The organism is Janthinobacterium agaricidamnosum, assembly GCF_003667705.1.
Classification (GTDB): domain Bacteria; phylum Pseudomonadota; class Gammaproteobacteria; order Burkholderiales; family Burkholderiaceae_D; genus Janthinobacterium.
In genome coordinates this window covers 4,280,568-4,307,522 of sequence record NZ_CP033019.1, presented here as the reverse complement: position 1 = coordinate 4,307,522, position 26,955 = coordinate 4,280,568, and the positions used below count along the sequence as shown (strand labels likewise).

The 26,955-nt window shown below is 62.2% G+C and carries 25 protein-coding genes; 23 read left to right on the top strand and 2 right to left on the bottom strand.

The window, feature by feature from the left end:
• Nucleotides 1-10: 10 nt before the first annotated feature.
• From leuB to D9M09_RS19435, 13 genes are all read left to right on the top strand, one after another.
• Nucleotides 11-1,081 (top strand): 3-isopropylmalate dehydrogenase, encoded by a 1,071-nt coding sequence (gene leuB, locus D9M09_RS19495; RefSeq protein ID WP_070221124.1) that lies wholly within the window; start codon nucleotides 11-13, stop codon nucleotides 1,079-1,081.
• Between the two features lie 45 nt (nucleotides 1,082-1,126).
• Nucleotides 1,127-2,254 (top strand): aspartate-semialdehyde dehydrogenase, encoded by a 1,128-nt coding sequence (gene asd, locus D9M09_RS19490; protein WP_071653796.1) that lies wholly within the window; start codon nucleotides 1,127-1,129, stop codon nucleotides 2,252-2,254.
• Between the two features lie 255 nt (nucleotides 2,255-2,509).
• Nucleotides 2,510-4,987 (top strand): FimV/HubP family polar landmark protein, encoded by a 2,478-nt coding sequence (locus tag D9M09_RS19485; protein WP_276208645.1) that lies wholly within the window; start codon nucleotides 2,510-2,512, stop codon nucleotides 4,985-4,987.
• A 381-nt stretch (nucleotides 4,988-5,368) separates the two neighbouring features.
• Nucleotides 5,369-6,172: a tRNA pseudouridine(38-40) synthase TruA gene (gene truA, locus D9M09_RS19480; RefSeq protein ID WP_121670173.1), complete on the top strand. Its 804-nt coding sequence runs from the start codon at nucleotides 5,369-5,371 to the stop codon at nucleotides 6,170-6,172.
• Nucleotides 6,173-6,194: 22 nt separating this feature from the next.
• Nucleotides 6,195-6,878 (top strand): phosphoribosylanthranilate isomerase, encoded by a 684-nt coding sequence (locus D9M09_RS19475; protein WP_121670172.1) that lies wholly within the window; start codon nucleotides 6,195-6,197, stop codon nucleotides 6,876-6,878.
• Complete coding sequence (gene trpB / locus D9M09_RS19470) at nucleotides 6,871-8,121, top strand: tryptophan synthase subunit beta (protein WP_121670171.1); 1,251 nt, start codon at nucleotides 6,871-6,873, stop codon at nucleotides 8,119-8,121. The genes D9M09_RS19475 and trpB overlap by 8 nt, the downstream gene beginning before the upstream one ends.
• A gap of 99 nt (nucleotides 8,122-8,220) precedes the next feature.
• Entirely contained in the window at nucleotides 8,221-9,018 is a 798-nt protein-coding gene (trpA, locus tag D9M09_RS19465) for a tryptophan synthase subunit alpha (RefSeq protein WP_121670170.1), read from the top strand.
• A gap of 197 nt (nucleotides 9,019-9,215) precedes the next feature.
• The gene (gene accD / locus D9M09_RS19460; RefSeq protein ID WP_010400390.1) at nucleotides 9,216-10,088 is read left to right on the top strand and encodes an acetyl-CoA carboxylase, carboxyltransferase subunit beta; all 873 of its coding nucleotides are present in this window, start codon (nucleotides 9,216-9,218) and stop codon (nucleotides 10,086-10,088) included.
• Nucleotides 10,089-10,196: 108 nt separating this feature from the next.
• Nucleotides 10,197-11,495, top strand: coding sequence for a bifunctional tetrahydrofolate synthase/dihydrofolate synthase (gene folC / locus D9M09_RS19455; RefSeq protein ID WP_070290537.1), 1,299 nt, complete (start codon nucleotides 10,197-10,199; stop codon nucleotides 11,493-11,495).
• Nucleotides 11,496-11,519: 24 nt separating this feature from the next.
• Nucleotides 11,520-12,506: an SPOR domain-containing protein gene (locus D9M09_RS19450; protein WP_121670169.1), complete on the top strand. Its 987-nt coding sequence runs from the start codon at nucleotides 11,520-11,522 to the stop codon at nucleotides 12,504-12,506.
• A gap of 20 nt (nucleotides 12,507-12,526) precedes the next feature.
• Entirely contained in the window at nucleotides 12,527-13,015 is a 489-nt protein-coding gene (locus tag D9M09_RS19445; protein WP_121671157.1) for a CvpA family protein, read from the top strand.
• Nucleotides 13,016-13,053: 38 nt separating this feature from the next.
• A complete protein-coding gene (gene purF / locus D9M09_RS19440; RefSeq protein WP_034750508.1) occupies nucleotides 13,054-14,577 on the top strand; it encodes an amidophosphoribosyltransferase in 1,524 nt (507 codons plus the stop codon).
• A gap of 43 nt (nucleotides 14,578-14,620) precedes the next feature.
• The gene (locus D9M09_RS19435; protein ID WP_070290538.1) at nucleotides 14,621-15,862 is read left to right on the top strand and encodes a cystathionine gamma-synthase family protein; all 1,242 of its coding nucleotides are present in this window, start codon (nucleotides 14,621-14,623) and stop codon (nucleotides 15,860-15,862) included.
• Nucleotides 15,863-16,079: 217 nt separating this feature from the next.
• Here the strand turns inward: D9M09_RS19435 and lexA are convergent, their stop codons facing one another.
• Complete coding sequence (gene lexA, locus D9M09_RS19430; protein WP_034750502.1) at nucleotides 16,080-16,715, bottom strand: transcriptional repressor LexA; 636 nt, start codon at nucleotides 16,713-16,715, stop codon at nucleotides 16,080-16,082.
• A 32-nt stretch (nucleotides 16,716-16,747) separates the two neighbouring features.
• Here lexA and D9M09_RS29160 point away from each other — a divergent pair, with 32 nt between their 5' ends.
• The 8 genes from D9M09_RS29160 (at nucleotide 16,748) to D9M09_RS19395 (ending at nucleotide 21,793) form a co-directional block, all read left to right on the top strand.
• Nucleotides 16,748-16,948 (top strand): hypothetical protein, encoded by a 201-nt coding sequence (locus tag D9M09_RS29160; protein WP_139143063.1) that lies wholly within the window; start codon nucleotides 16,748-16,750, stop codon nucleotides 16,946-16,948.
• Nucleotides 16,949-16,990: 42 nt separating this feature from the next.
• Entirely contained in the window at nucleotides 16,991-17,380 is a 390-nt protein-coding gene (gene rpsF / locus D9M09_RS19425) for a 30S ribosomal protein S6 (protein WP_034750499.1), read from the top strand.
• A gap of 20 nt (nucleotides 17,381-17,400) precedes the next feature.
• A complete protein-coding gene (priB, locus tag D9M09_RS19420) occupies nucleotides 17,401-17,700 on the top strand; it encodes a primosomal replication protein N (RefSeq protein ID WP_034783455.1) in 300 nt (99 codons plus the stop codon).
• Between the two features lie 25 nt (nucleotides 17,701-17,725).
• On the top strand, nucleotides 17,726-18,016 hold the full coding sequence (rpsR, locus tag D9M09_RS19415; RefSeq protein ID WP_010400024.1) for a 30S ribosomal protein S18: 291 nt from the start codon (nucleotides 17,726-17,728) through the stop codon (nucleotides 18,014-18,016).
• A gap of 27 nt (nucleotides 18,017-18,043) precedes the next feature.
• Complete coding sequence (gene rplI, locus D9M09_RS19410) at nucleotides 18,044-18,499, top strand: 50S ribosomal protein L9 (RefSeq protein WP_034783456.1); 456 nt, start codon at nucleotides 18,044-18,046, stop codon at nucleotides 18,497-18,499.
• Between the two features lie 135 nt (nucleotides 18,500-18,634).
• Nucleotides 18,635-20,020, top strand: coding sequence for a replicative DNA helicase (locus D9M09_RS19405; protein ID WP_034750488.1), 1,386 nt, complete (start codon nucleotides 18,635-18,637; stop codon nucleotides 20,018-20,020).
• Between the two features lie 93 nt (nucleotides 20,021-20,113).
• Nucleotides 20,114-20,740, top strand: a complete 627-nt coding sequence (locus D9M09_RS19400) for a DUF47 domain-containing protein (RefSeq protein WP_010400015.1) — start codon at nucleotides 20,114-20,116, stop codon at nucleotides 20,738-20,740.
• A 39-nt stretch (nucleotides 20,741-20,779) separates the two neighbouring features.
• Nucleotides 20,780-21,793: an inorganic phosphate transporter gene (locus D9M09_RS19395; protein WP_070221141.1), complete on the top strand. Its 1,014-nt coding sequence runs from the start codon at nucleotides 20,780-20,782 to the stop codon at nucleotides 21,791-21,793.
• A gap of 169 nt (nucleotides 21,794-21,962) precedes the next feature.
• Here D9M09_RS19395 and D9M09_RS19390 read toward each other — a convergent pair whose 3' ends face one another.
• Nucleotides 21,963-22,859 carry an MBL fold metallo-hydrolase gene (locus D9M09_RS19390; RefSeq protein ID WP_070221143.1) on the bottom strand — a complete coding sequence of 299 codons (897 nt, stop codon included), beginning with the start codon at nucleotides 22,857-22,859 and terminating at the stop codon, nucleotides 21,963-21,965.
• Between the two features lie 198 nt (nucleotides 22,860-23,057).
• Here D9M09_RS19390 and D9M09_RS19385 point away from each other — a divergent pair, with 198 nt between their 5' ends.
• Nucleotides 23,058-24,680 carry a GAF and HD-GYP domain-containing protein gene (locus tag D9M09_RS19385; RefSeq protein WP_070311148.1) on the top strand — a complete coding sequence of 541 codons (1,623 nt, stop codon included), beginning with the start codon at nucleotides 23,058-23,060 and terminating at the stop codon, nucleotides 24,678-24,680.
• Nucleotides 24,680-26,932: a CHASE2 domain-containing protein gene (locus D9M09_RS19380; RefSeq protein ID WP_121670168.1), complete on the top strand. Its 2,253-nt coding sequence runs from the start codon at nucleotides 24,680-24,682 to the stop codon at nucleotides 26,930-26,932. Before D9M09_RS19385 ends, D9M09_RS19380 begins: the two co-directional genes overlap by 1 nt.
• Nucleotides 26,933-26,955: the final 23 nt, after the last annotated feature.

The following is a 26,955-nucleotide window of genomic DNA, read 5'->3' as shown; positions in this document are numbered from 1 at the left end:
CGATTAAAATATGAAAATTGCAATCTTACCCGGCGACGGCATCGGTCCTGAAATCGTCGCGCAAGCCGTCAAGGTCTTGAATGTGCTGGGCGAATCGTTTGAGCTGGAAACGGCGCCCGTGGGCGGCGCCGGCTACGCGGCCCATGGCCACCCTTTGCCGGAAGGCACGCTGGCCCTGGCGAAGGCGGCTGATGCCGTGCTGTTCGGCGCCGTGGGCGACTACCAATACGACAACCTCGAGCGCCAGTTCCGCCCGGAACAGGCGATTCTGGGCTTGCGCAAGAACCTGGGCCTGTTCGCCAACCTGCGTCCGGCCATTTTGTATCCGGAACTGGCGGGCGCCTCGACCCTGAAGCCGGAAGTGGTGTCGGGCTTGGATATCCTGATCATCCGCGAATTGACGGGCGATATTTATTTCGGCCAGCCCCGCGGCGTGCGCGAGTGCCCGGACGGTCCGTTCAAGGGCCAGCGCGAAGGCTTCGACACCATGCGCTATGCGGAAGGCGAAATCCGCCGCATCGCCCACGTGGCATTCCAGGCCGCGCAAAAGCGCGACAAGCGCCTCACCAGCGTGGACAAGGCGAACGTGCTGGAAACCTTCCAGTTCTGGAAAGACATCGTCACCGATGTGCACAAGGAATACCCGGACGTGGCGCTCGATCATATGTATGTCGATAACGCGGCCATGCAGCTGGTGCGGGCGCCGAAGAAATTCGATGTCATGGTGACTGGCAACATGTTCGGCGATATCTTGTCGGACGCGGCCGCCATGCTGACGGGCTCGATCGGCATGTTGCCGTCCGCCTCGCTGGACGCCAACAACAAGGGCTTGTACGAGCCGTCGCACGGTTCGGCGCCCGATATCGCGGGCAAGGGCATCGCCAATCCGCTGGCGACGATCCTGTCGGCCGCCATGATGCTGCGCTATTCGCTGAATCGCGAAGAGCAGGCAAATCGCATCGAAGGCGCCGTCAAGCAGGTGCTGGCGCAGGGGCTGCGCACGGCCGACATCCATGAAGCGGGCACGACTTTGGTCGGTACCGAGGCCATGGGTGATGCCGTAGTGCGTGCATTAGGATAAAATATTTCAATGATGGCAGTCGCCGTCTCATCTTGAGGAATGGTAATGAAATTAGTTGGCTTGGTAGGTTGGCGCGGTATGGTCGGTTCGGTCCTGATGCAGCGCATGCAGGAAGAGGGCGATTTCGCCCACATTGAACCGGTGTTTTTCACCACCTCGAACACGGGCGGCGCGGCGCCGGCCATGGCGAAGAATGAAACCATCCTCAAGGATGCCAACAACATCGCCGAACTGTCCAAGTGCGACATCATCATTTCCTGCCAGGGCGGCGACTACACGAGCGCCGTCTTCCCGCAGCTGCGCGCTAGCGGCTGGAACGGTTACTGGATCGATGCGGCCTCGACCTTGCGCATGGAAAAAGACGCCGTCATCGTGCTCGACCCCGTCAACCTGCACGTCATCAAGGATGCGCTGGGCAAGGGCGTCAAGAACTATATCGGCGGCAATTGCACCGTGTCGTGCATGATGATGGGCCTGGGCGGCCTTTTCCAGCACGACCTGATCGACTGGATGACGTCGATGACGTACCAGGCGGCATCGGGCGGCGGCGCGCAGCACATGCGCGAACTGCTGACGCAATTTGGCACCATCAACAGCTCCGTCAAGGCGCTGCTGGAAAACCCGGCGTCCGCCATCCTGGAAATCGACCGCCAGGTGCTGGCCACCCAGCACGGCTATTCGCCGGATGAAATCAAGCAATTCGGCGCGCCGCTGGCCGGCAACCTGATCCCGTGGATCGACAAGGACCTGGGCAACGGCCAGTCGAAAGAAGAGTGGAAGGCGGGCGCGGAAACGAACAAGATCCTCGGCCGCGGCATCGATTTCGGCACCAAGGAAATTCCCGTCGACGGCCTGTGCGTGCGCATCGGCGCCATGCGCTGCCATTCGCAGGCGCTGACCATCAAGCTGAAGAAAGACGTGCCGCTCGATGAAATCAATGACATCATCGCCAGCAACAATCAATGGGTGAAATTCGTGCCGAACACGCGCGAAGCGTCCGTGCGCGACCTGTCGCCGGCAGCCGTCACGGGCAGCCTGACGATTCCCGTCGGCCGCGTGCGCAAGATGAGCATGGGCGGCGAATACCTGTCCGCATTCACCGTGGGCGACCAGTTGCTGTGGGGCGCGGCCGAGCCGCTGCGCCGCATGCTGCGTATTTTGCTGGATGCGTAACAGCAATAAATCAGCAATTAATTGCTGATGCGGATCAAGCCGGGGCTGTTTTCCCGGCTTTTTTTTCGCCCTGAGCCCGTCAAGGCTCAACCATGCGGAGCTTGCATAGCTCTGGGCATGATGATATGTTGATACCTCTGGAAAAGTAACTGTTTTCCCATGTCAACTAAGATGCCGCCAACTATGCCTGTACACACTCGTCCCCGGGTCGCCTCCCTTGCCATTAAAACACTCAGCAGCGCTGTCGCCTGTGCGGTGTTATTGTCACCGGCGGCATCCGCAGCCGAGCTGGGCAAGATCACGGTGCTGTCCGCCGCCGGCCAGCCGCTGCGCGCCGAGGTCGAATTATCGGCCATCAAGCCAGGCGAGGCAGCCAGCCTGCTGGCCAAGCTGGCGCCGCCGGAGGCCTATCGCCAGGCCAACGTGGAATTCAATCCCGCATTGAACGCTTTGACGTTTGCCGTGGAAAACCGCAATGGCAAGCCCTTCATCCGCATCAGCTCGGCGCAACCGGTGGCCGAGCCCATGGTGGATCTCTTGCTGGAACTGAGCGGCAAGAGCGGTCGCCAGGTGCGCGAATATGCGTTCGTGCTCGACACGCCGGAAGCGCGCCAGACGCGCGGCGCGCAAGTGACGGCGCCGGCCGAACCGGGCAAAGGCAAGGCGGCGGCCGATGCTGCGCCAGCTGCGGCGAAAAAGCCGGCCGGGGAATACAAGGTCAAGACGGGCGACACCCTGAGCCGCATCGCCAGCGAACTGAAGCCTTCGGGCGTGTCGCTCGACATGATGCTCGTCGCCCTGTACCGCGCCAATCCCGACGCCTTCAAGGGCGAGAACATGAACCGCATGCAGGCCGGGCGCATCCTGGCCGTGCCTGGCGCGGACGCCGTGCGCGCTACCGGTGCGGCTGAAGCGAAGGGCATCGTGACGGCGCACGCCATCGATTTCGAGGCCTACCGCAACAAGCTGGCAGGTCAGGTGTCGCAAAGTAAGCCGGCCAAGGCCGCGCAAGCGACGCAAAGCACGGCCGGCAAGATCGGTGCGACCAAGGTGCAGGAAAAGCCGACGGCCGTGAGCGAGTCGCAAGACAAGCTGAAACTGTCGAAGGCGGAGCCGGCGGCCAAGTCGGCCGGCAAGAGCGCCGTCGCCAGCGAGGAAGACAAGATCGCCAAGGCGAAACAGGTCGATGAAGCCGCTGCACGCGTCAAGGAGCTGGAAAAGAACGTCAGCGACCTGGAAAAGTTGATGGCGGTCAAGAGCAAGGCCATGGCCGACAAGAGCGCCCCCGCACCCGCCAAACCGGCCGAGGCCGCTGCCAGCGCACCCGCCAGCGCGCCGGCCGAGGCGCAGCCGCCCGCACCTCAGCCTGCCGCACCGAAGGTCAAACCGGTGCCGCTGGTGAAAAAACCATCGCCGCTGGAGCCGACGATTACCGACAAGATCAATGACCACCTGGGCGCCATCGGCATCGGCATCGCCGCGCTGCTGGCGGCCGTGGCCGCACTGGTGGTCGCGCGGCGCCGCAAGGAGACGCCGCAGCCAGCCCAGGGCGATATCGCCCCCGTGGTCGAGCCGGAACCGGAAGCGCCCGTGACGCCGCCGTCCGGCCTGGCGCCGGAAGACCAGCAGTCCGAAGCGAGCAATCACCTGTTCGGTACGGGCGCGGCCGCTGCCGGCGTGGCCGCCGCGGCGGGCGCCAGCATGCTCGATGCGAATGAAACGGACCCCGTCGCCGAAGCGGACGTGTATATCGCTTACGGCCGCGATGGTCAGGCGGAAGACATCCTCAAGGAAGCCTTGCGCATCCACCCGGAACGCCATGCGGCCCGCCTGAAGCTGCTGGAAATCTATTCGGCCCGCAACGACGTGCGCGCGTTTGAAGACCAGGCCAGCGAGCTCTACAGTCTGACGCGTGGCCAGGGCGAGGAGTGGCCGCAGGCGGCCGCGCTGGGACTGGCGCTCGATCCCACCAATCCCCTGTATGGCGATACGGAAGACGACGCCGTGGTCAGCCTGAGCAAGGCAGCCGGCGACGACGTGCATGGCCAGAGCATGGACTTGCCCGACGAGCCGCCCGCGCCGCTGGCCGACCTGGCGCCGGCCGAGCCGGTCTCCTCCGTGACGGCCCGCGATGCGCGCGACCCCCTCGACTTTGACCTCGACAGCCTCGATTTCGAACCTGTTTCCACCAGCGAGCCGATCGTCATGCCTGGGCCGGACAGCAAGCCGGTCCCTGCCGCGCACGATGCGCAGTATGACGCCAGCATGGATTTCGGCCTGGACCTGGAGCCGCCTGCCGGCCCCGTCAATGGCGTGGGCGCCGGTTTGACGCCATTGCCTGATCCCTTGAAGGATGTCGACCTGGCCCACTTCGACCTCGACGAACCCGTGGCGCCGGCTGCCGCGCCCGTCGCGGCGGCCGAGCCTTCCCTCGACAGCCTGTTCGACGATGCGCAAGCGCCGGCGAGCTTGCCGGAAGCGATACCGCCCGCACAGGAATTCGACCTGTCCGGCATCGACCTGGATCTCAACGATGGCAAGACGGCCAGCGTGGGCGTGGACGACCCGTTGTCGGCTATCCACATGGAAATGGATACCAAGCTGGACCTGGCGATCGCATACCAGGAAATCGGCGACAAGGAAGGCGCGCGCGAGCTGATCGATGAGGTCATCAAGGGTGGCAGCGAAGAGCAGGTCGCCAAGGCGAATACCATGAGAGCTTTGCTGAGCTAAGCACCTGATACGACGTCCATGGCTGCGTTGCACGGTCTCGCCGTACTATTCGTACTGTCTTCGACCGCGCGCCTGGCCCTGAACGCCGTCTCGTTCGCTTTCCAGCACCTGATACGACGTCCATGGCTGCGTTGCACGGTCTCGCCGTACTATTCGTACTGTCTTCGACCATGCGCCTGGCCCTGAATGCCGTCTCGTTCGCTTTCCAGCACCAGATACGACGTCCATGGCTGCGTTGCACGGCCTCGCCGTACTATTCGTACTGTCTTCGACCATGCGCCTGGCCCTGAACGCCGTCTCAGGCGCTGGTGTCGTCGGGAGGCGGGGCCGCCTTTGCGCCGGTATAATGCTTCGATGCAAAATATTACGACAGCAACGCCATTGAAGCGTATCGTCCTCGGCCTGCAGTACGACGGCACGGCCTGGCATGGATACCAGAAACAGGAAGACGGGCAGACGGTGCAGGACCAGCTGGAAAACGCGCTGGAACAGTTTGCCCGCGTGCGCCTGGCCACCACTTGCGCCGGCCGCACGGATACGGGCGTGCATGCGCTTGAGCAAGTCGTGCATTTCGATACGGAACTGAACCGCGACGTGCACTCGTGGGTACGCGGCGTCAACGCCTTCCTGCCCAAATCGATCGCCGTGCGCTGGGCCAAGGAACTTGACGGCGATCCGACGGTCAATGACTACTTCCACGCCCGTTTCAGCGCCCGCGCGCGCACCTATCATTATGTGTTGTACAACAACGCCACCCGTTCGCCGCTGGTGGAGGGGCGCGCCGGTTTCTTTTTCCGTCCGCTGGACGTGGAACTGATGCGCCAGGCCGTGCAGCCGCTCTTGGGCTGGCACGATTTCACGGCGTTTCGCGCCGCGCAATGCCAGGCCAAGTCGCCCGTCAAGCTGATGCATGACATCCGTATCGAGCGGCGCGGCGATTGCGTGATTTTTACGATTACGGCCAATGCCTTCCTGCACCACATGGTGCGCAACCTGGTCGGTTCGCTCGTCTACATCGGCACGGGACGAGAAAAGCCCGACTGGCTCGGGCATTTGCTGGAAAGTAAGGACCGCCACGCGGCGGCGCCCACCTTCATGCCGGACGGCCTGTACCTGGCACAGATCGATTACGATCCGAAATGGGCCTTGCCGCAAGACAGCAGCAGCGCCTTGCCCTGGTTTTGATCTGCATCAATAAAGGATAGCCATGCCACGCACACGCATCAAGATCTGCGGCCTGACCCGCGTCGAAGACATCCAGGCTGTCGTGGCGGCGGGCGCCGACGCCATCGGTTTCGTGTTTTATCCGAAAAGCCCCCGTTACGTGACGCCCGGGCAGGCCGCCAGCCTGATCGCCGCCATGCCGCCCTACGTGACGACGGTGGGCCTGTTCGTCAATGCCACCGTGGAGGAGGTGCGGGCCACCAGGGCCGTGGCGCCTTTATCTCTGCTGCAATTTCATGGCGACGAGACGCCCGAACACAGCGCGGCGCTCGCCGGCGCCGTGAATACGCCGTTTACGCAAGTGTTCCGCGTCAAACCCGACACCCGCTTTGAAGATTTGCTAGAATACGAACAGCGCTATCGCGCCGCCAGCCCCTTGTTTTCGAGCCTCTTGCTCGATACCTATGTGGATGCCTACGGCGGTGCAGGAAAGGTATTCGATTGGTCCCTCATTCCAGAAGAACTCGCGCCTCGGGTCGTTTTAAGTGGTGGCTTGAGCGTACAAAACGCGACTGACGCAGTGGTGCGCGTGCGCCCTTACGCCGTCGACATCAGCAGTGGTGTCGAAGCGTCCAAGGGCATCAAGGACGCATCCCGAGTCCGCGCGTTCATCGCCGCGGTGGGGGATGCCGATGCCATCATTGCCAGAGGAAACCACCATGAATGACCACACCAACTCGCCCGGCGCAGCCGCCGCATTGTTCCACGCTACCGATTACCCGTTTCCCGACCTGCGCGGCCACTTCGGCCCGTACGGCGGCTCCTTCGTTGCCGAAACGCTCACGCATGCACTGGCCGAACTGAAAGACGCCTATGCGCGCTACAGCGCGGACCCGGAATTCCTCGAAGAATTCCGCTACGAGCTGAAACACTTCGTCGGCCGTCCCTCGCCCATATACCACGCCAAGCGCTGGTCCGAGATGGCGGGCGGCGCGCAAATCTACTTCAAGCGCGAAGACTTGAACCACACGGGCGCGCACAAGATCAACAACGTGATCGGCCAGGCCCTGCTGGCCAAGCGCATGGGCAAGCCGCGCATCATCGCCGAGACGGGCGCCGGCCAGCACGGTGTGGCCACGGCCACCATCTGCGCGCGCTTCGGCCTCGAATGCGTGGTCTACATGGGCAGCGAAGACGTCAAGCGCCAGGCGCAGAACGTGTACCGCATGAAATTGCTGGGCGCGACCGTCGTGCCCGTCGAATCGGGTTCGAAGACCCTCAAGGATGCGCTGAACGAAGCCATGCGCGATTGGGTCACCAACATCGAGAATACCTTTTATATTATCGGCACCGTGGCCGGCCCCCATCCTTACCCGATGATGGTGCGCGACTTCCAGTCCGTGATCGGCGAGGAATGTCTGGTGCAGATGCCGGAAATGACGGGCCGCCAGCCCGACTACGTGCTGGCCTGCATCGGCGGCGGCTCGAACGCCATGGGCATCTTTTACCCGTATATCGACCAGAAAGAGGTCAAACTGATCGGCGTGGAAGCGGCTGGTGAAGGGCTGGACACGGGCAAGCATTCGGCTTCGCTGACGGCCGGCTTCCCGGGCGTGCTGCACGGCAACCGCACCTATCTGCTGCAGGATGACAACGGCCAGATCATCGAGACGCATTCCGTCTCGGCCGGCCTCGACTATCCGGGCGTGGGTCCGGAACACGCGTGGCTGAAAGATTCCGGCCGCGCGCAATACGTGTCGATCACCGATGACGAGGCGCTGCAGGCTTTCCACGACTGTTGCCATATCGAAGGCATCATCCCGGCCCTGGAATCGTCGCACGCGCTGGCCTACGCGGCCAAGCTGGCGGCCACCTTGCCGAAAGACCAGATCGTGCTGGCCAACCTGTCGGGCCGTGGCGACAAGGACATGCATACCGTGGCGGAGCGCATGGGGCTCAATTTCTCCTGAGACCCCAATAACGGCTGGGGTCGGACCCTCAGGGTCCGACCCCGGTCTTTGCTCCTGGGTTGAAATTACTTCCTCTATCCATCACCACGAAAGCTCACCATGTCCCGTATCGCCACTACCTTCGCCCAATTAAAATCCAACAACAAGACCGCCCTGGTCACCTTCATCACCGCCGGCGACCCCGGCCCTGACGCCACCTTGCCGCTGATGCACGCGCTCGTCGAGGGCGGCGCCGACATTCTGGAGCTGGGCGTGCCGTTTTCCGACCCCATGGCCGAAGGCCCCGTCATCCAGCGCGCCTGCGAACGGGCCTTGAAATTCAATGTCGGCATCCACGACGTGTTCGGCTACGTGCGCCAGTTCCGTGAAACGAACCAGACGACGCCCGTGGTGCTGATGGGGTACGCCAATCCCATCGAGCGCATCGGCAGCGCCGCCTTCATTGCAGCAGCGCAAGCGGCCGGCGCCGATGGCGCCATCGTCGTCGACTATCCGCCGGAAGAGTGCGAGGAGTTCGGCGCCGCCATGCGCGCAGCGGGCCTCGACCTGATTTTCCTGCTGGCGCCCACTTCGACCGAAGAGCGCATCGCGCAAGTGGCCAAGGTTGGCGGCGGTTTCAGCTATTACGTGTCGCTCAAGGGCGTCACGGGCGCCGGCAACATTGATACGGAACAGGTGGCGGAGCGCCTCGCGGCCATCCGCCAGCATGTAAAATTACCCATCGGCGTGGGCTTCGGCATCCGCGATGGCGCCACGGCCAAGGCCGTCGCCAAGGTGGCCGATGCCGTCGTGATCGGCAGCCGCATCATCCAGGAAATTGAAAATGCCCCGGAAGGTGGCGCCGTCGACGCCGTGCGCAGCTTTACGGCAGGCATCCGCGCCGCACTGGACGCCTGAGCAAGCTTGCCGTTTACGCAAGATGCGTTGGCGGCAAAGTTCGACAGCCCGGCGATAAACGGCTACACTTCGGCCACTGATTTGCCTGTTATTGTGCAATAGATAAAATTTTTGGTGGCGCCCCGCGGGGCGTTGCCGTTGACCGTCTGCCGGGGGCGTCCACCGACGCTACCCCTACAAGGGCCCAAGGAGAAAATATGAGTTGGTTGGAAAAACTGCTGCCACCGCGCATCCAGCGTTCTGATGCGGCCGCGCGCAAGACCATGCCGGAAGGCCTGTGGGTCAAGTGCCCGTCGTGCGAAGCCGTGCTGTACCGTACGGACCTGGAATCGAATTTGCACGTGTGCCCGAAATGCGACCATCACATGCGCATCCGCGCGCGTGAACGCCTCGACAGCCTGCTCGACGCGGGCGGCCGCTATGAAATCGGCCAGGAAATCCTGCCCGTCGATACCCTGAAGTTCAAAGACAGCAAGAAATACCCGGATCGCCTGAAGTCCGCCATGGAAGCGACGGGCGAGACGGATGCGATGGTCGTCATGGGCGGCGCCATCATGAGCCTGCCAGTAGTCGTGGCGTGCTTCGAATTCGAATTCATGGGCGGCTCCATGGGCTCGGTCGTGGGCGAGCGCTTCGTGCGCGGCGCGCAGATCGCGCTGGAACAGAAAGTGCCGTTCATTTGCATCACCGCCACCGGTGGCGCGCGCATGCAGGAAGGCTTGCTGTCGCTGATGCAGATGGCGAAAACCACGGCCATGCTGACCAAGCTGTCGGAAAAGAAATTGCCATTCATCAGCGTGCTGACCGACCCGACCATGGGCGGCGTGTCCGCCTCGTTCGCCTTCATGGGCGACGTGGTCATTGCCGAACCGAAAGCGCTGATCGGCTTTGCCGGCCCGCGCGTGATTGAAAACACCGTGCGCGAAAAACTGCCGGAAGGCTTCCAGCGCGCCGAGTTCCTCGTCACCAAGGGCGCCGTCGACATGATCGTCGACCGCCGCAAGATGCGCGAAGAAATTGCCCGTCTGCTGGCCTTGTTGCAAAACCAGGCTGTTGAAGTGCTGGCTTAATTTACCGCTGGCGTCGGGTTACGGCCTTTGGCCTAACCCGACCTACATCGTCCTGCCTCGTTATATCTCTTCTGCGCCTTGCGCATCGCATCCTTCAAGAAGTCTCCCATGCAAAACCTCCCTACGTCATTGCCGGACTGGCTCGCCATGCTGGAAACCCGCCATTCGGAAACCCAGATCAACATGGGCCTGGACCGCGTGCAAGCCGTCAAGGCGCGCATGCAGCTCGCTTTTACTTGCCCCGTGATCATGGTGGCGGGCACGAATGGCAAGGGCTCCACCTGCGCCATGCTGGAATCCGTGTTGTTGCGTGCCGGCTACAAAGTGGGCTTGTACATCAAGCCGCATTTCCTCGATTTTAACGAGCGCGCGCGCGTGCTGGGCGAGATGGCCAGCGACGAGCAGCTCGTCGCCAGCTTCCAGGCCGTCGAAGCCGTGCGCGGCGATACGCCGCTCACCTATTTCGAATTCACCACCTTGGCGATTTTGCATCTGCTGTCGCAAGCCAACCTGGACGTGGCCATCCTGGAAGTGGGCCTGGGCGGGCGCCTGGATGCCGTCAACGTGATCGACGCGGACGTGGCCATCGTCACCAGCGTCGATATCGACCACACGGATTACCTGGGCGACACGCGCGAAGCGATCGGCTTTGAAAAGGCGGGCATCTTCCGTCCGGGCAAGGCGGCCATCTGCAGCGACCCCGTGCCGCCGCAATCGTTGATCGACCATGCCGAGGCCATCGGCGCCGACCTGTGGCTGATGGGCCGCGATTTCAACTATTCGGGCGACAAGCAGCAGTGGAACTACGGCGGGCGCGAGCAGCGCCGCAATTCGCTGGCCTACCCGAGCTTGCGCGGCGCCAACCAGATCCTCAATGCGACGGCCGTGCTGGCCGCGCTGGAAGTGCTGAAGCTGAAACTGCCCGTGGGCGCGCAGGAAGTGCGCACTGGCCTCGTGACGGTGGAACTGCCGGGCCGCTTCCAGGTCTTGCCTGGTCGCCCCAGCGTGATCCTCGACGTGGCGCACAACCCCCACGCTGCGTCGGCGCTGAACCAGAACCTCGGTAATATGGGTTTCCACCCGTACACCTATGCCGTATTCGGTTCCATGCACGACAAGGATATCGATGGCGTGCTGGCCGCGATGAGTGAACACGTTGACCACTGGTGCCTGACGGGCCTGCCTTCGCCGCGCGCGGCCACGGCTTCCGAGCTGGCCGCCAAGGTGCAGATCATGCTCGAAGATAAGCCCGACAGCAGCGAACATACTGTGTCTATTTTCGATGATCCGGCACAAGCTTTTGCAAATGCAATGAGCCGGGCCGGTGAGAATGATAGAATTGTGGTCTTTGGTTCTTTCCTCACCGTTGCAGGCGTGATGAAGGCCCGAAAATCCTCACTTCACTGAAACGCACTCGACTGAAAATCACGCATGGGCTTGTTCTCGAAACTGTTTAAAAACAAGCAAGAATCCTCTGGCGAAGACAGCGGCTTTTATGTCCCTGGCGAAGCACAGTCGCCGACCCGCAAGCGCGCCGCCAACACCTCGGGTGGCGGCGGATCGCGCCGTGGCGGCAAGAAAGCACCGGATCCGGTCTTGCCTGAAAAAAAGCGCGCACGCCGCCGCCTGGTCGGGGCCGTCGCCCTGGCCCTGGGCGTCGCCGTCGGCTTGCCGATGCTGCTCGATTCGGAGCCGAAAGCACCGTTCAACGATATCGCCATCGACATTCCGTCGAAGGAAAAGGTGGCGCCTGCACCGGCGCCTGTGCCGGCCGTTCCGGTCCAGGCCGCATCGAATGGCCTGGACCAGTCCGAGGAAATCGTCGACGCGCCGCTGCCGCCTGCGGCCAAGCCGACGCCGGCCCCCGTGCTGGCCGCCGCCCAGCCTGTACCGGTCAAGCCGGCCTATGTGGAGCCGAAACCCGAACCCAAGCCCGAACCGAAGCCTGTCAAGGTGGAGCCGAAACCGGAACCTAAACCCGAGCCGAAGCATGAAGCCAAGCCGGAGCCGAAACACGAGCCCAAGCCTGAACCGAAGCATGAAGTAAAGCCCGAAGCCAAGCCTGAGGCCAAGCCTGCCAAGCCGGCGCAATCGGCCGACGATGCCGCGCGCGCGCTGGCCATCCTGGAAGGCAAGCCGCAAGACAAGCCGCAAGAAAAAGCGCAAGACAAGGCCCACGACGCCGGCAGCGGCAAGTTCGTGGTGCAGGTGGCGGCGCTGGCGACGCAGGACAAGGTCGATGAATTGCAGGACAAGCTGCGCGATGCGGGCATCAAGTCGTACACGCAGAAAGTCTCCAGTCCGGCGGGCGAGCGCATCCGCGTGCGCGTGGGACCGTTCGGCAGCCGCGAAGACGCGGAAAAGACGCGCGCCAAGTTGCAAAAGCTGGGCCTGGGCGGCTCGCTGGTGCCGGCGTGATGTTGCAAGGCTGAATGCGCGTGACGATCTTCGATTACCTGGTGCTGTTCGTGCTGGTGACTTCCGTGCTGATCAGCATGATGCGCGGCCTGGTCAAGGAAATACTGTCCCTGGTCAGCTGGATCGTGGCGTTCGTCATTGCCAATGCCTATGGCGCCACCCTGGCGAAATTTCTGCCGGAAGCCGTGCCGGGCGAAGCAATCCGTTTATTGCTGGCTTTCGTGGTGCTGTTCATCGGCGTGCGCATTTTGATGGGATTGCTGTCCATGACGGTTGACGCGCTCGTCAAGGTGACGGGCCTGAGTCTGGCCGACCGCACCCTGGGCAGCCTGTTCGGCGTGGCGCGGGGCCTTGTGATCGTGCTGACCGCCGTCATCTTGTGTGGCATGACTTCCATACCGCAGCAGCCATTCTGGAAAAAAGCGCTGCTCAGTCCGCTCGCGGAACAGGGCGCGCGCGCCATCAAGCCTTATCTGCCTGCCGCTTACGCGCAGCATGTGAAATTTTGAATTTTTTTAAAATCAGTAGCACAGTTTAGGAGCACACCATGTGTGGCATCGTCGGCGTCGTTTCCCATCAACCTGTCAATCAATTGCTCTATGATGCATTGTTGCTCCTGCAACATCGCGGTCAGGACGCGGCAGGGATTGCGACCAATCACAGCAGTATGTTTTCCATGCACAAGGCCAACGGCCTCGTGCGAGACGTCTTCCGCACGCGCAACATGCGTTCGCTGCAAGGCACGACGGGCATCGGCCATTGCCGCTACCCGACGGCCGGTTCGTCGAGCGAAGAGGAAGCACAGCCGTTCTATGTGAATGCGCCGTTCGGCATCACCCTGGCGCACAATGGCAACCTGACCAACTGGGAACAGTTGAAGCTGGAAATGTTCAAGAACGACCGCCGCCACATCAATACCGATTCCGATTCGGAAGTGCTGCTCAACGTGCTGGCGCATGAAATCCAGGAAGCGACGACGGGCCTGAACCTGGACCCGGAAGCCATCTTCAAGGCCGTGACCGTGCTGAACCGTCGCGTCAAGGGCGGCTATGCCGCCGTCGCGCAAATCGCCGGCGTGGGCTTGCTGGCCTTCCGCGACCCGCACGGCATCCGCCCGCTGTGCCTGGGCATCAATGAAACGGAGCAGGGTCCCGAATACCTGATCGCTTCCGAATCCGTGGCCCTGGAAGGCATGGGCTTCCGCTTCGTGCGCGACATCGGTCCCGGCGAAGCCGTCTTCATCGATGCCGACAAGAAATTGCACAGCGCCCAGTGCGCCGACAATGCCAGCCTGAACCCCTGCGTGTTCGAATTCGTCTACCTGGCCCGTCCCGACTCCGTCATCGACGGCGCCTCCGTGTACGCCACGCGCCTGAAAATGGGCGAATACCTGGCCGAGAAGATCCGCGCCGAATTGCCAGGCGTGCATATCGACGTGGTCATGCCGATTCCCGATTCCTCGCGTCCGGCCGCCATCCAGCTGGCCATGGCGCTGAACATCGAATACCGCGAAGGCTTCATCAAGAACCGCTACATCGGCCGCACTTTTATCATGCCGGGCCAGGCGGCGCGCAAGAAATCCGTGCGCCAGAAGCTCAACGCGATCCCGTCCGAATTCAAGGATAAAGTGGTCTTGCTCGTCGACGATTCCATCGTGCGCGGCACCACCAGCCGTGAAATCGTGCAGATGGCGCGTGAAGCGGGCGCGACAAAAGTCATCTTCGCCTCGGCCGCGCCGCCGGTCATCTATCCGAACGTGTACGGCATCGACATGCCGACGCGCGACGAGCTGATCGCCTACGGCCGCACGACGGAAGAAGTGTGCCGCGAAATCACGGCCGATTACCTGGTCTACCAGGATATCGGCGCGCTCAAGCAGGCGATCGCCGACGTCAACCCGGCCCTGACCAACTTCGAGGCCTCGTGCTTCGACGGCGTCTACGTGACGGGCGACGTGTCGCAGGAATACCTGGACCGCCTGGAATATGCGCGCCACCATCCGAAGGCGGCAGCGCCCGAAGATACGCCGCGTTCCCAGCTGAACCTGAACCTGGCAACGACAGAAGCGTAATTATCTTGCCCGGCTAGCGCCGGGCTTTTTTTGCTCCGCGATCATGAACGATAAAAAAAACTACGGCTTTACCACCACCATCCTGCATAACGACCGCCGCAAGGGCATCGAGCATGGTTCGCTGCACAAGCCCGTGCACACCTCCGTCGCCTTCGGCTACGGCGATGCGCGCCAGCTCGCTTCCGTATTCCAGGGCAAGGAACCCGGTTTCCGCTATGGCCGCCAGGGCAACCCCACCGTGTCCGCGCTGGAAGACAAGGTCAACAAGATGGAAGACGGCGTGGCGACCTTGTGCTTCGCCACCGGCATGGGCGCCATCGGCGCCGTGGTGCAGTCGCTGCTGCGCGCGGGCGACCATGTCGTCTCGTCGGCCTTTTTGTTTGGCAACACCAACAGCCTGTGGCAAACGGTGACGGGGCAGGGCATCGCCGTATCCTTCGTCGACGCCACCGAGGTGGCCAACGTGGCGGCCGCCATCACGCCTGCCACGCGCATCGTGTTCGTGGAAACCATCGCCAATCCGCGCACGCAGATCGCCGACCTGAAAAAAATCGGTGACCTGTGCCGCGAAAAGGGCATCTTGTACATCGTCGACAACACGATGACGACGCCGTATTTGTTCCGCCCGAAAGCCGTGGGCGCGGGCCTCGTGGTCAATGCCTTGACGAAATCCATCGGCGGCCACGGCAATGCGCTGGGCGGCAGCTTGACGGACACGGGCGTGTTCGACTGGACGCAGTATCCGAATATTTTCGAGAATTACAAGAAGGCGGCGCCCGCGCAGTGGGGCATCGCGCAGATCCGTGCCAAGGCCTTGCGCGACTTCGGCGCCTCGCTGGGTCCGGAAGCTGCGCATCATATCGCCGTCGGCGCGGAAACCATGGCCTTGCGCATGGACCGCACCTGCTCGAACGCCCTGGCGCTGGCCACCATGTTGCAGGCCGACCCGAGAGTGGCGGCCGTGCACTACCCGGGCTTGCCGTCGCACCCGCAGCACGCCTTGGCGAGCGACCTGTTCCGCAGCTATGGTTCGCTGTTCAGCTTTGAATTGAAGGATGGCATCGATTGCTTCGATTTCCTCAATCGTTTGAATCTGGCTATTCCCGCGAGCAACCTGGGCGACACGCGTACCCTCGTCATTCCCGTCGCCCACACGATCTTCTATGAGATGGGCGCCGAGCGCCGCGCCAGCATGGGCATCGCCGAATCGCTGATCCGCGTCTCCGTCGGTATCGAGGATGAGGTGGATCTGCTTGAGGATTTCCGCCAAGCACTCGATGTATAAGTCGCCGGACAAATGAAAAGGGCCGCAACAGTCATGCTGTTGCGGCCCTTTGTTTTTCGCCGTTCAATGGTAATGTCTTCGTGCCTTCAGAAACCGTAGCGAGCAAGTCCAATATCGGGTTGAGTAGCGGAGCTGTACATTGTACGGGGGCGCCCAGCTAGCGAGCAACGGATGCCCGAGAGTGGGCTGCGCAGTAGGTTTATGAGGGCGCGCTCAATCAGTGCCAGCTGCGCATCAAGCCGACTGCCAAGCCTTCCAGGGCAAATTCATCTTCCGGCGACACGGTGATGACCTTGAAATCGGGGTTTTCCGGCAGCAATTCGATGACGGAACCCGTCTTCTTGTAGCGCTTGACCGTGACTTCGTCGCCGATGCGGGCCACGACGATCTGGCCATTCTTGGCGCTGTCGACCTTTTTGACGGCCAGTAAATCGCCATCCATGATGCCGGCGTCGCGCATGGACCAGCCGCGTACCTTCAGCAGGAAGTCGGGCTTGGCCGAAAACAGGGCGGGGTCCACGTTGTAGCTCGCTTCCAGGTTTTCCTGGGCAAGGATGGGCGAACCGGCGGCCACCCTGCCGATCAGGGGCAGCGACATCAGCAGTGCCGCCGGCACTTTCGATGGCGGCGCTTCGGCTGCCGCGCCGATCAGGCGGATGCCGCGCGAGGTGCCGGGCGAAATCTCGATCGCGCCCTTGCGGGCCAGGGCCTGCAAATGCTCCTCGGCCGCATTGGCCGATTTGAAACCCAGTTCATTGGCAATTTCGGCACGGGTGGGAGGAAAGCCCGTGTTTTCAATCGCGTCCTTGATCAGGTTCAGGATTTGTTCTTGTCGTGCTGTCAGCTTGATCATGAGCGGTGGGTGCATACTAAAATGCTGTCTATATGAACAGTCTGTATTTTTGTACAGTATCGCCCACTATGCAAGGGGATTTCCGTGTTTTCGGCGAATTTCGCAAGAAATACTTGTTCCCGGTCGAAAAGCACGGTGGTCCGCGGGCTTTTCGGGTGCTGGCGCAAGCAATGATTGAAACGTTTGCAAAAGGCGGTTATAATCTTCGGCTGACCTTCCCACACCCGTCTTGACGCCGGGGTGGGCGATTATCAATCCGACCTGAAGGAGTTTGCATGCGTCATTATGAAATAGTCTTTATCGTCCATCCGGACCAAAGCGAGCAAGTGCCCGCGATGATCGAACGCTACAAAGCCAGCGTAACCACCCGCGGCGGTTCGGTTCACCGCGTGGAAGATTGGGGCCGCCGTCAAATGGCTTACTCGATCCAAAAGCTGCCTAAAGCACACTACATCTGCCTGAACATCGAATGCGACAACGAGACCCTGGTCGAGTTGGAAACAGCATTCAAATTCAATGATGCCGTGTTGCGTCACCTGACCGTTAAAATGAAGAAAGCTGAAACAGCTCCTTCGCCGATGATGAAATCGGTACAACGCGAAGACGCGGCCAAAAGCCACCGCACCGAAGCACCAGCAGCCGCTCCAGCCGCAGCAGCAGCTTAATTCTTGACCAGGATCGTGCGCTGAACCAGCTACAAGTCACCGCCATCATTGCCGAGCGCGAAATATTGCGCTACACCCCGGCAGGACTGCCGATTGTGAATGCAGTATTGCAACACAGTTCGCAGCAGATGGAAGCAGGGATTGCCCGTTTGACCGAGTTTGATGTTGCCGCGCTAGCCGCTGGCGAAATTTCAGGCCGGTTCAGTCAGGCAAGCTTGGGCGGGGTGTATCAGTTCACGGGTTTCCTGGCCAGGAAGAGCCGCAACAGCAAGAGTTTGGTGTTTCACATCATTGATTTTAGTGCAGTCAATTCTGACTAGCGCATTTTAGATACAGGAGCCTGACATGGCATTCGGTAAAAAGTTCGACAAAAATAAGCTCAAGCTTAAAGAAAAACGCAAACAGCAAAACCCTTTGTTCAAACGTAAGAAGTTCTGCCGCTTCACGGCAGCGCACGTTGAGCAAGTCGACTACAAAGACGTCGACACGCTGAAAGACTTCGTCCAGGAAAACGGCAAGATCATGCCAGCACGCCTGACCGGTACCAAAGCGCACTACCAGCGCCAAGTCGACACCGCAATCAAGCGCGCTCGCTTCCTCGCGCTGCTGCCATACACCGATCTGCACCACGCTTAATCGGTCAGATATTCCTGGAGAAGAACTATGCAAATCATTCTGTTAGAAAAAGTTGTAAACGTCGGTAACCTCGGCGAAGTCGTCAAAGTCAAAGACGGTTACGCACGTAACTTCCTGATCCCGCAACGCCTGGCACGTCGTGCTACGGCAACCGCTGTGGCTGAATTCGAAGTCAAGCGCGCCGAACTGGAAAAAGCTGCTGCCGCCAAACTGGCCGCATCGCAAGCCCAGGGCGAAAAACTGAGCGGCCTGACCGTTCAAGTTGCTCAAAAAGCTGGCGTCGATGGCCGTCTGTTCGGTTCCGTCACCAACTTCGACATCGCTGAAGCGCTGACCAAGCAAGGTTTTGCTGTTGAAAAAGCACAAATCCGCATGCCTACCGGCCCGCTGAAGATCGTTGGCGAGCACAACGTTTCGGTTGCTCTGCACACCGACGTGGTCGTGGAAGTTGTTATCGCTGTCGTTCCAGACGCGAACGCGTAATCGTCTGCGGGCCTGGCCCGCAAGCGCTGCCGCACTATGAAAAGCCGGGTTCGCCCGGCTTTTTTGTGGCCTTTTTTTCGCTCATTTTCAGCCCTTTATTTTTGCCGGCACGCCGAAGCGGGTATAATTCGCGCCATGAACGCCCCCTCTGATCCGCAACTGGATTCCCTCCGTATTCCGCCGCATTCGATCGAAGCAGAACAATCCGTTATCGGTGGTCTGCTGCGCGACAATGCCGCCTATGACCGCATCGCCGACTTCATGCATGCGGAGGATTTCTATCGCTATGACCATCGCATCATCTTCGAGCAAATCGTCAAGATGGTTAACGCTTCCAAGCCAGCCGATGTCATTACTGTTTTTGAAACCCTGACCCAGCTCGGCAAGGCCGATGACGTGGGCGGACTCGCTTACCTGAACGCCATGGCGCAAAACACGCCATCGGCCGCGAACATCCGGCGCTATGCCGAGATCGTGCGCGACCGCGGCGTGCTGCGCAAGCTCATTACCGTCGCCGACGATATCTCCGGCACGGCCTTCAGCCCGCAAGGCAAGGAAGTCAAGCAGATGCTTGACGAGGCCGAATCGAAGATTTTCGCCATCGCCGAAGAAGGCGCGCGCGGCGCCCAGGGCTGGACCGCCATCCAGCCCCTGCTGACGCAGGTGGTCGAGCGCATCGACGAACTGTACAGCCGCGACAACCAGAGTGAAATCACGGGCGTGCCCACCGGTTTCATCGACCTCGACCGCATGACCTCGGGTCTGCAGCCGGGCGACCTGGTGATCGTGGCGGGCCGTCCGTCGATGGGCAAGACGGCGTTTTCCGTCAACATCGGCGAAAACGTGGCCATCGACAGCGGCTTGCCCGTGGCCGTGTTCTCGATGGAGATGGGCGGCGCCCAGCTGGCCATGCGTATGCTCGGCTCCGTCGGACAGCTGGACCAGCACCGCCTGCGCACGGGCCGCCTGAACGACGAAGACTGGCCGCGCCTGACGAATGCAATCCAGAAGATGAACGACGCGCAGTTGTACATCGATGAAACGCCGGCGCTCAATTCCATCGAATTGCGCGCCCGTTCGCGCCGTTTGTCGCGCCAGTGCGGCAAGCTGGGCCTGATCATCGTCGATTACTTGCAACTGATGTCGGCCAATACGCCGGGCGACAACCGCGCCACGGAGATTTCCGAGATTTCGCGTGGCTTGAAAGGCCTGGCGAAAGAACTCGGTTGCCCCGTGATCGCGCTGTCACAGTTGAACCGCTCGCTGGAACAACGCCCGAACAAGCGTCCCGTGATGTCCGACTTGCGCGAATCGGGCGCTATTGAGCAGGATGCCGACGTGATCCTGTTCATTTACCGCGACGAGGTGTATAACCCCGACTCGCCAGACAAGGGGACGGCCGAAATCATCATCGGCAAACAACGTAACGGTCCAATCGGCAGCATCCGCCTCACCTTCATGGGGCAGTACACCAAATTTGGCAATTACAGTGGTGGCCTGGCGCTTTACCAAGGCGACTAAGACTCAGCAGCACTGATATTCCATTGGCCGCCCCCTCATACGGGGCGGCTTTCTGTAGTAAATAACACGACTCAATGCTTAACGGAGAATGACATGTTTGGACGCTTGATGCCCACTGAGGGCAAGTTTTTTGAATTGTTTAACCAGCACGCCGAACTGTGCGTCAAGGGCGCGAAAGAGATGCTCGGCCTGATGACCAATTTCGACGACCTGGAAAACCGCGTGCATGCGATCGAAAGCATCGAGAAACAGGCGGACAAAGTCACCTACGCCACCGTGGAAATGCTGCACAAGACCTTCATCACGCCGATCGACCGCGACGACATCCATCAGCTGATCACGCGCCAGGACGACATCCTCGACCTGCTGGAAGACGCAGCGCAGACCGTTTCGCTGTACGACCTGAAAGCCGTCACGCCGGAAGCCAAGCGCCTGGCCGAACTGGTGCTGGCCTGTACCGAGAAAGTGCGCGACGCCGTCGCCATGCTGCACAATATGGACAACTCGCGCAAGATCGTCGCCATCTGCGAAGAAATCGACCGCCTGGAATCGGACGCCGACCACGTGATGCGCGCCGCCATGTCCAAGCTGTTCCGCGACGAGCCGGACGTGCGCAACCTGATCAAGCTGAAAGCGATCTACGAAATTCTGGAAACCGTGACCGACCGTTGCGAAGATGTGTCCAATATTATCGAAGGCATCATCGTCGAAAACGCGTAAGCGTTGGGCCTGTCCTGAACCAGAATCAGAAAAGAAACTATAATGACCATACAAATCAGCATCTACGTGCTAGGCCTGTTGATCGTCCTCGCGCTGCTGTTTGACTTCATGAACGGCTTCCACGATGCCGCCAACGCGATTGCCACGGTGGTCTCGACGGGCGTATTGAAACCGCAGACCGCGGTTGCCATGGCCGCCACGTTCAACTTCGTCGCCATCTTCGTGTTCCACCAGCTGACCGTGGCCGCCACGGTGGGCAAGGGCACCATCGACCCGGCCGTGATCGACCAGTACGTGATCTTCGGCGCGCTGATGGGCGCCATCTTCTGGAATTTGTTTACCTGGTACTACGGCATTCCCTCGTCGTCCTCGCACGCCCTGATCGGCGGCCTGGTGGGCGCCGCTGTCGCCAAGTCCGGCACGGGCGCGCTGGTCGCGGCCGGCCTGTGGAAAACCGTGGCCTTTATCGTCATCGCACCCGTGCTGGGCTTCGTGTTCGGCTCCATCATGATGCTGATCGTGTCGTGGATTTTTGTCCGTTCGACGCCGCGCAAGGTCGACAAGTGGTTCCGCCGTTTGCAACTGGCATCGGCAGCCGCCTACAGCCTGGGCCACGGCGGCAACGATGCGCAAAAAACCATCGGCATCATCTGGATGCTGCTGATCGCGGCCGGCTACTCGAACGTGAACGACCAGATGCCGCCGATGTGGGTCATCATCTCGTGCTACACGGCCATCAGCTTCGGCACCCTGTTCGGCGGCTGGCGCATCGTCAAGACCATGGGCCAGAAGATCACCAAGTTGAAACCCGTCGGCGGCTTCTGCGCCGAAACGGGCGGCGCCATCACCCTGTTCGTCTCGACGGCGCTGGGCATTCCCGTGTCGACCACGCACACGATCACGGGCGCCATCGTCGGCGTCGGCTCGGCGCAAAAAATGTCGGCCGTGCGCTGGGGTGTTGCCGGCAATATCGTCTGGGCCTGGATCTTCACGATTCCCGCTTCCGCGTTCGTGGCGGCAGTGGCCTGGTGGATTGGCCACCACATCATGTAAGGCACCTCTGCAAACCTACTGCGCAGCCCACTATCGAATCTCCGTTGCTCACTGTACTAAAGTACAGCTCCGCTACTCAATCCGATATCGGGCTTGCTCGCTACGGTTTTCAGAGGGCCTTGGGCCAACTGGGCGCATGTATAAAAAAGGAACCGTAAGGTTCCTTTTTTTATGCGCCGGCCAGTTCCACCGTCAGCCCCTCGCTGGCGAGGAACACCTGCAGGCCGGCCAGGCGGCTCGCATAGCGGCCCATCACGTCGGCAAACACGGCCTCGAGCTGCTCGTCGCTGCGCGTCGGTTCGTGGTGGGTGCAGTACAGGTGCCGCGCGCCGCAGCGCAGGGCCAGGTCGAAGGCGGCGTCGAAGGTGCCGTGGCCCCAGCCCTGCTTGCCCGGGTATTCCTCGCGCGTGTACGAGCAATCCATGATCAGCGCATCGACGCCGGCGACCAGCGCATCGATGCCGGCCTGGCGCTGCGCATTGCGCGCCGCGCAGGCCGCATGCTCGGCGTGGCCGGGCGGATGCAGGTTGTAGAACGGTTCATGGTCGCCGCTGAAAAACAGCGAGGCGCCGCCGCAGTCGATGCGGTAGCCGAGGTTGACCACCGGATGGTTCATTTCCGCGCCGCGCACGCGCGCGCCGCCCACGTCGACGGCTTCGCCGGGCGCCAGGGTGCGGTACTCGATGCAGGCCGCCATGGCCGCTTCGCTGACGGGAAAATAACTGCCCTGCAGCTGCACCGCCATCACGTGCTCGATGCCGCGCCCGCTGTTGCCGTCCAGGGCGCCATGCAGGCGCATGCGGTTGCCGGCCACGAACAGGGGCGAGAACATGGGCAAGCCGTGGATGTGGTCCCAGTGGCTGTGCGTGATGAAGACGTGCGCGTCGACGGGCTGGCCCGGCGGCAGTTGCTGCGCCAGCGCGAAGATGCCGCTGCCGGCATCGAGAATGATCAGGCTGTCGTTGTCCGTGCGCACTTCGATGCACGTGGTGTTGCCGCCATAGCGCGCCGTGCGCGGGCCGGGGGAGGGGATGGAGCCGCGCACGCCCCTGAACGTGAATTTCATTCAGTACCTTGTTACAGTGTAATTATTGTTGATTCTATTCTAATTAATGAGATTGGCGGCAACATTTATGCGTGTTGCGTTACGGAAAGTAATTTCATTTTGTTGTGACTAAGTAATGTACAGTGCGCAGGGTCGCCGTTACACTGGCGCTTGCCGACTTCCCCTTTTTTGCTTGCCCATTACCTGATTGCCACCAATATGCCTCAGCTGCACCCTGAGAAAATCGCCCACAGACTGGAGCAATTGACCGAACTCAGCGTCGCGCTCGGCCACGGCCTGGGCGGTGAGGGGCGCGACATTGGCGCGCTGCTGCAGCGCATCGTGCTGCTGGCGAAAAGCATGAGCGGCGCCGACGGCGCCACCTTGTACCGGCCCGCGCTTGAGGGGCGCCAGTTGGCGTTCGACATCAGCGTCAACGACAGCCTGGGCATCGCGCAGGGGGCGGACATGGGTTTGCCGGGCGTACCCCTGTTCGATGGCGCCGGCCAGCCCAACCTGGCGTCGGTGGCCGCGTATGCGGCGAACATGCGCCGCAGCGTGAATATCGCCGACGTCTACCGCGACGAGGTCTTCAATTTTTCCGGCATGCGCGAGTTTGACCGCCACCATGGCTACCACACGCAATCGATCCTGACGGTGCCCATGAGCGATCACGAGGGCGACTTGATCGGCGTGCTGCAGCTGGTCAATGCCAAGGATGGCGAGACGGGCCAGGTGCGCGCCTTTTCCTCCACCGACCAGCGCTTCATCGAGGCGCTGGCCGCGCAGGCGGGCGTGGCGCTGACTAATCAGCTGCTCATCTCTCAGCTGGAAGAGCTGCTCGAGTCGCTCGTTACCCTGATCAATATCGGCATCGATGAAAAGTCGCCGTACACGGGACGGCATTGCCAGTTCGTGCCCGAGCTGACGATGTTGCTGGCCGACGCCGCGCATGCGACGCAAACGGGGCCGCTGGCCGATTTCCGGCTCAGCGACAACGAGCGCAAGCAGCTGTGGCTGGCCGGCCTGCTGCACGATTGCGGCAAGATCACCACGCCCGTGCACGTGGTCGACAAGGCCACCAAGCTGGAAACCATTTTCGACCGCATCGCCCTGATCGACACGCGCTACGAAGTGCTGCTGCGCGACGCCGAGATCGAGGCCCTGCGCCTGCAGGCCGCGCAGCCGCAGCAGAAGGACGCCATTGCCCGCGCGCTGGAGCAGGAGAAGGCGGCGCTGCGCGAAGAGCGCGATTTCATCCGCACGGTCAACATCGGCGGCGAGAGCATGGCGCAGGCCGACCAGGAAAGGGTGCGGCAGATCGCCCGGCGCCGCTGGCGCGCGGCCGACGGCGAACTGCGCGATTTTCTCGATGCCGACGAGACGGAAAACCTGACCATCCGCGCCGGCACCCTGACGGCGGCCGAGCGGGCCATCGTCAACAACCATATCAGCGTGTCGATCCGCATGCTCGAAGCGCTGCCGTGGCCCAAGCACCTGCAAAAGGTGCCCGAATATGCGGGCGGCCACCATGAGCGCATGGATGGCAAGGGTTATCCGCGCGGGCTGACGAAAGAGCAGATGTCGGTGCCGGCGCGGCTGATGGCGATTGCCGACATTTTCGAGGCGCTGACGGCGCGCGACCGGCCCTACAAAAAGGGCAAGTCGCTGTCCGAATCGCTGCGCATCCTCGGTAACTTCAGCCTGAACGGCCATATCGACCCGGAGCTGTTCGACGTTTTCATCCGCAGCAAGGTCTATCTGACCTTCGCTGAAAAGCACATGCATCCGAGCCAGATCGATGCCGTCGACGAGGCGGCCATTCCGGGCTATACCCCGTGATGCTGCCGCTGGCCTGGCGCAAGCATGGCGCGCGTTTCGCGCTGGGCGTGCTCCTCAGCGTGGCGGCCGCCGTGCTGTGCCTGGCCGGCAACGACACGATCGCGCGGCTTGACGCCATGCTGGGCGACTGGCGCATGCGCTTTGATGCGCCGCAGCTCGACCGCCGCATCGTCATCGTCGACATCGACGAGCAAAGCCTGGCCCGCGTGGGCCGTTTTCCCTGGAGCCGCGACGTGCAGGCGCGCCTGGTGCGCCAGCTCACCGGCCATTACGGCGTGGCCGCGCTGGGCTTCGATATTGCGTTTCCCGAAGCGGACACCAGTTCCGGCTACGCCGTGCTGCAAGGCCTGGCGCGCGGCGAACTGGCGGGCGTGGCCGGCTTGCCGGCGCAGCTGGAAAAGCTGCGCCCGGCCATGGATTACGACGGCCTGTTTGCCGAGGCCATGCGCGGCCAGCCCGTGGTGCTCGGCTACAGCGTCTCGGAGCAGCAAAGGAAGGGCGTGCTGCCCAGGCCCGCCTTTACCGTCGCCGATTTGAACGGGCGCACGGTCACGGCCTACGTGGCGCGCGGCTACGAAGCCAATATCGCACCCCTGCAGGCGGCCGCGCAGGGCGCCGGCATCTTCACGGCGCTGACCGATGCCGACGGCGTCGTGCGTTCCTCGACCCTGTTGCAGCGCATCGGTGACGGCTATTATCCTTCGCTGTCTCTGGCCACCGTCGCCGTCTACCTGCAGGCGCGCGCCATCGCCCCCCGTTTCACGGGCACGGCCGATACCCTGTCGGCGCGCGAACTGGCCAATGGCGGCCTCGAACACATCATGCTGTTCACGCCGCGCGGCGCGATGGCGATTCCTGTCGGCGAAGCCTTGACGACCACGGTGCAGTACCGCGGCGCGGGCGGCCCCGATGGCGGCGCCTTCCGCTACGTGTCGGCCGCCGACGTGCTGGCCGGCACGGTGCCGGCCGCGCTGCTCAAGGGCACCATCGTGCTGGTGGGCACCACGGCGCCCGGTTTGAACGATATCCGCGCCACGCCCGTGAATGCCGAATATTCGGGGGTGGAGGTGCACGCCAACCTGATCAAGTCCATGCTCGACGGGCGTTTCAAGGCGCGGCCCGACTACGCGCTGGCGTTGGAACTGGTGCAGATCGTGCTGTTTGGCCTGCTGCTGGCGGGCGCCCTGGCCGTGCTGCCGCCGGCCGGCGTGATGCTGGCCACCGTGGCCGCGCTGGCCGCCGCCATCGGCATCAACCTGTACCTGTACGCCGTGCACGATCTGGTGCTGGGCGGTGCCGTGCTGTTGCTGCTGATCCTTGCGCTGTTCATCGCCAACCTGGCGTGGGGTTACTTTTTCGAGGTGCGCAAGGGACGCGCGCTGGTGGCCCGTTTCGGCGAATACGTGGCGCCCGAGCTGGTGGCCGAGATGGCCGACGATCCGCGCCGCTACACGATGGAGGGCGAGAACCGCGAACTGACGGTGCTGTTTGCCGACGTGCGCGGTTTCACGGCCATTTCCGAGCAGCTGGCGCCGGCCGCGCTGCGCGAATACATCAACGCATACCTGACGGCCATGTCGGAAGATATCCGCGACAGCCATGGCGGCACCCTGGACAAATACATCGGCGACGCCGTGATGGCGTTCTGGGGCGCGCCCGTCGCCTTTGGCGATCACGCCAGCCGGGCCGTGGCCAGCGCCCTGCTGATGCAGGCCAGCGCGGCGCGGCTGAACCAGCAATTTTGCGCGCGCGGCTGGCCGGCGCTGCGCATCGGCATCGGCATCAATACGGGGCCCATGCATGTGGGCGACATGGGCTCGCGCATCCGCCGCGCCTATACCGTGATGGGCGACAGCGTCAACCTGGCCGCGCGCCTGGAAGGCGCCAGCAAGCTGTATGGCGTGGGCATCGTGGTGGGCGAGGCCACGCGCGCGGCCGCCCCGGATTTCCTGTACCGCGAGCTCGACAGGATCAGGGTGCTGGGCAAGCAGGAAGCGGTGGCGATCTTCGAGCCGCGCTGCCTGCTGGCCGGCGCCGCGGCGGCCGAACTGGCGCAGCTCGAGCGCTGGCACGCGGTGCTGGCCCGGCTGCGCGCGCGCGACTGGGCGCAGGCAGGTGCGCAGCTGGCCCGCTTGCAGGCGGACTTTCCCGGCGATGGCCTGTACCGGCTGTACGCGGCGCGCCTGGAGCAGTACCGCAACGCGCCACCGCCATGGGACTGGGATGGCGTGACAGCATTGCACAGCAAATAGCCCGCCATTCGCCGGAAAAGGCA

Excerpts from the sequence above, each read along its gene's own strand:
- leuB (WP_070221124.1), top strand. The coding sequence starts at position 11 with ATGAAAATTGCAATCTTACCCGGCGACGGCATCGGTCCTGAAATCGTC.
- asd (WP_071653796.1), top strand. The coding sequence starts at position 1,127 with ATGAAATTAGTTGGCTTGGTAGGTTGGCGCGGTATGGTCGGTTCGGTC.
- D9M09_RS19475 (WP_121670172.1), top strand. The coding sequence starts at position 6,195 with ATGCCACGCACACGCATCAAGATCTGCGGCCTGACCCGCGTCGAAGAC.
- trpB (WP_121670171.1), top strand. The coding sequence starts at position 6,871 with ATGAATGACCACACCAACTCGCCCGGCGCAGCCGCCGCATTGTTCCAC.
- trpA (WP_121670170.1), top strand. The coding sequence starts at position 8,221 with ATGTCCCGTATCGCCACTACCTTCGCCCAATTAAAATCCAACAACAAG.
- accD (WP_010400390.1), top strand. The coding sequence starts at position 9,216 with ATGAGTTGGTTGGAAAAACTGCTGCCACCGCGCATCCAGCGTTCTGAT.
- folC (WP_070290537.1), top strand. The coding sequence starts at position 10,197 with ATGCAAAACCTCCCTACGTCATTGCCGGACTGGCTCGCCATGCTGGAA.
- D9M09_RS19450 (WP_121670169.1), top strand. The coding sequence starts at position 11,520 with ATGGGCTTGTTCTCGAAACTGTTTAAAAACAAGCAAGAATCCTCTGGC.
- purF (WP_034750508.1), top strand. The coding sequence starts at position 13,054 with ATGTGTGGCATCGTCGGCGTCGTTTCCCATCAACCTGTCAATCAATTG.
- D9M09_RS19435 (WP_070290538.1), top strand. The coding sequence starts at position 14,621 with ATGAACGATAAAAAAAACTACGGCTTTACCACCACCATCCTGCATAAC.
- lexA (WP_034750502.1), bottom strand. The coding sequence starts at position 16,715 with ATGATCAAGCTGACAGCACGACAAGAACAAATCCTGAACCTGATCAAG.
- D9M09_RS29160 (WP_139143063.1), top strand. The coding sequence starts at position 16,748 with ATGAACAGTCTGTATTTTTGTACAGTATCGCCCACTATGCAAGGGGAT.
- rpsF (WP_034750499.1), top strand. The coding sequence starts at position 16,991 with ATGCGTCATTATGAAATAGTCTTTATCGTCCATCCGGACCAAAGCGAG.
- rpsR (WP_010400024.1), top strand. The coding sequence starts at position 17,726 with ATGGCATTCGGTAAAAAGTTCGACAAAAATAAGCTCAAGCTTAAAGAA.
- rplI (WP_034783456.1), top strand. The coding sequence starts at position 18,044 with ATGCAAATCATTCTGTTAGAAAAAGTTGTAAACGTCGGTAACCTCGGC.
- D9M09_RS19405 (WP_034750488.1), top strand. The coding sequence starts at position 18,635 with ATGAACGCCCCCTCTGATCCGCAACTGGATTCCCTCCGTATTCCGCCG.
- D9M09_RS19400 (WP_010400015.1), top strand. The coding sequence starts at position 20,114 with ATGTTTGGACGCTTGATGCCCACTGAGGGCAAGTTTTTTGAATTGTTT.
- D9M09_RS19390 (WP_070221143.1), bottom strand. The coding sequence starts at position 22,859 with ATGAAATTCACGTTCAGGGGCGTGCGCGGCTCCATCCCCTCCCCCGGC.
- D9M09_RS19385 (WP_070311148.1), top strand. The coding sequence starts at position 23,058 with ATGCCTCAGCTGCACCCTGAGAAAATCGCCCACAGACTGGAGCAATTG.
- D9M09_RS19380 (WP_121670168.1), top strand. The coding sequence starts at position 24,680 with ATGCTGCCGCTGGCCTGGCGCAAGCATGGCGCGCGTTTCGCGCTGGGC.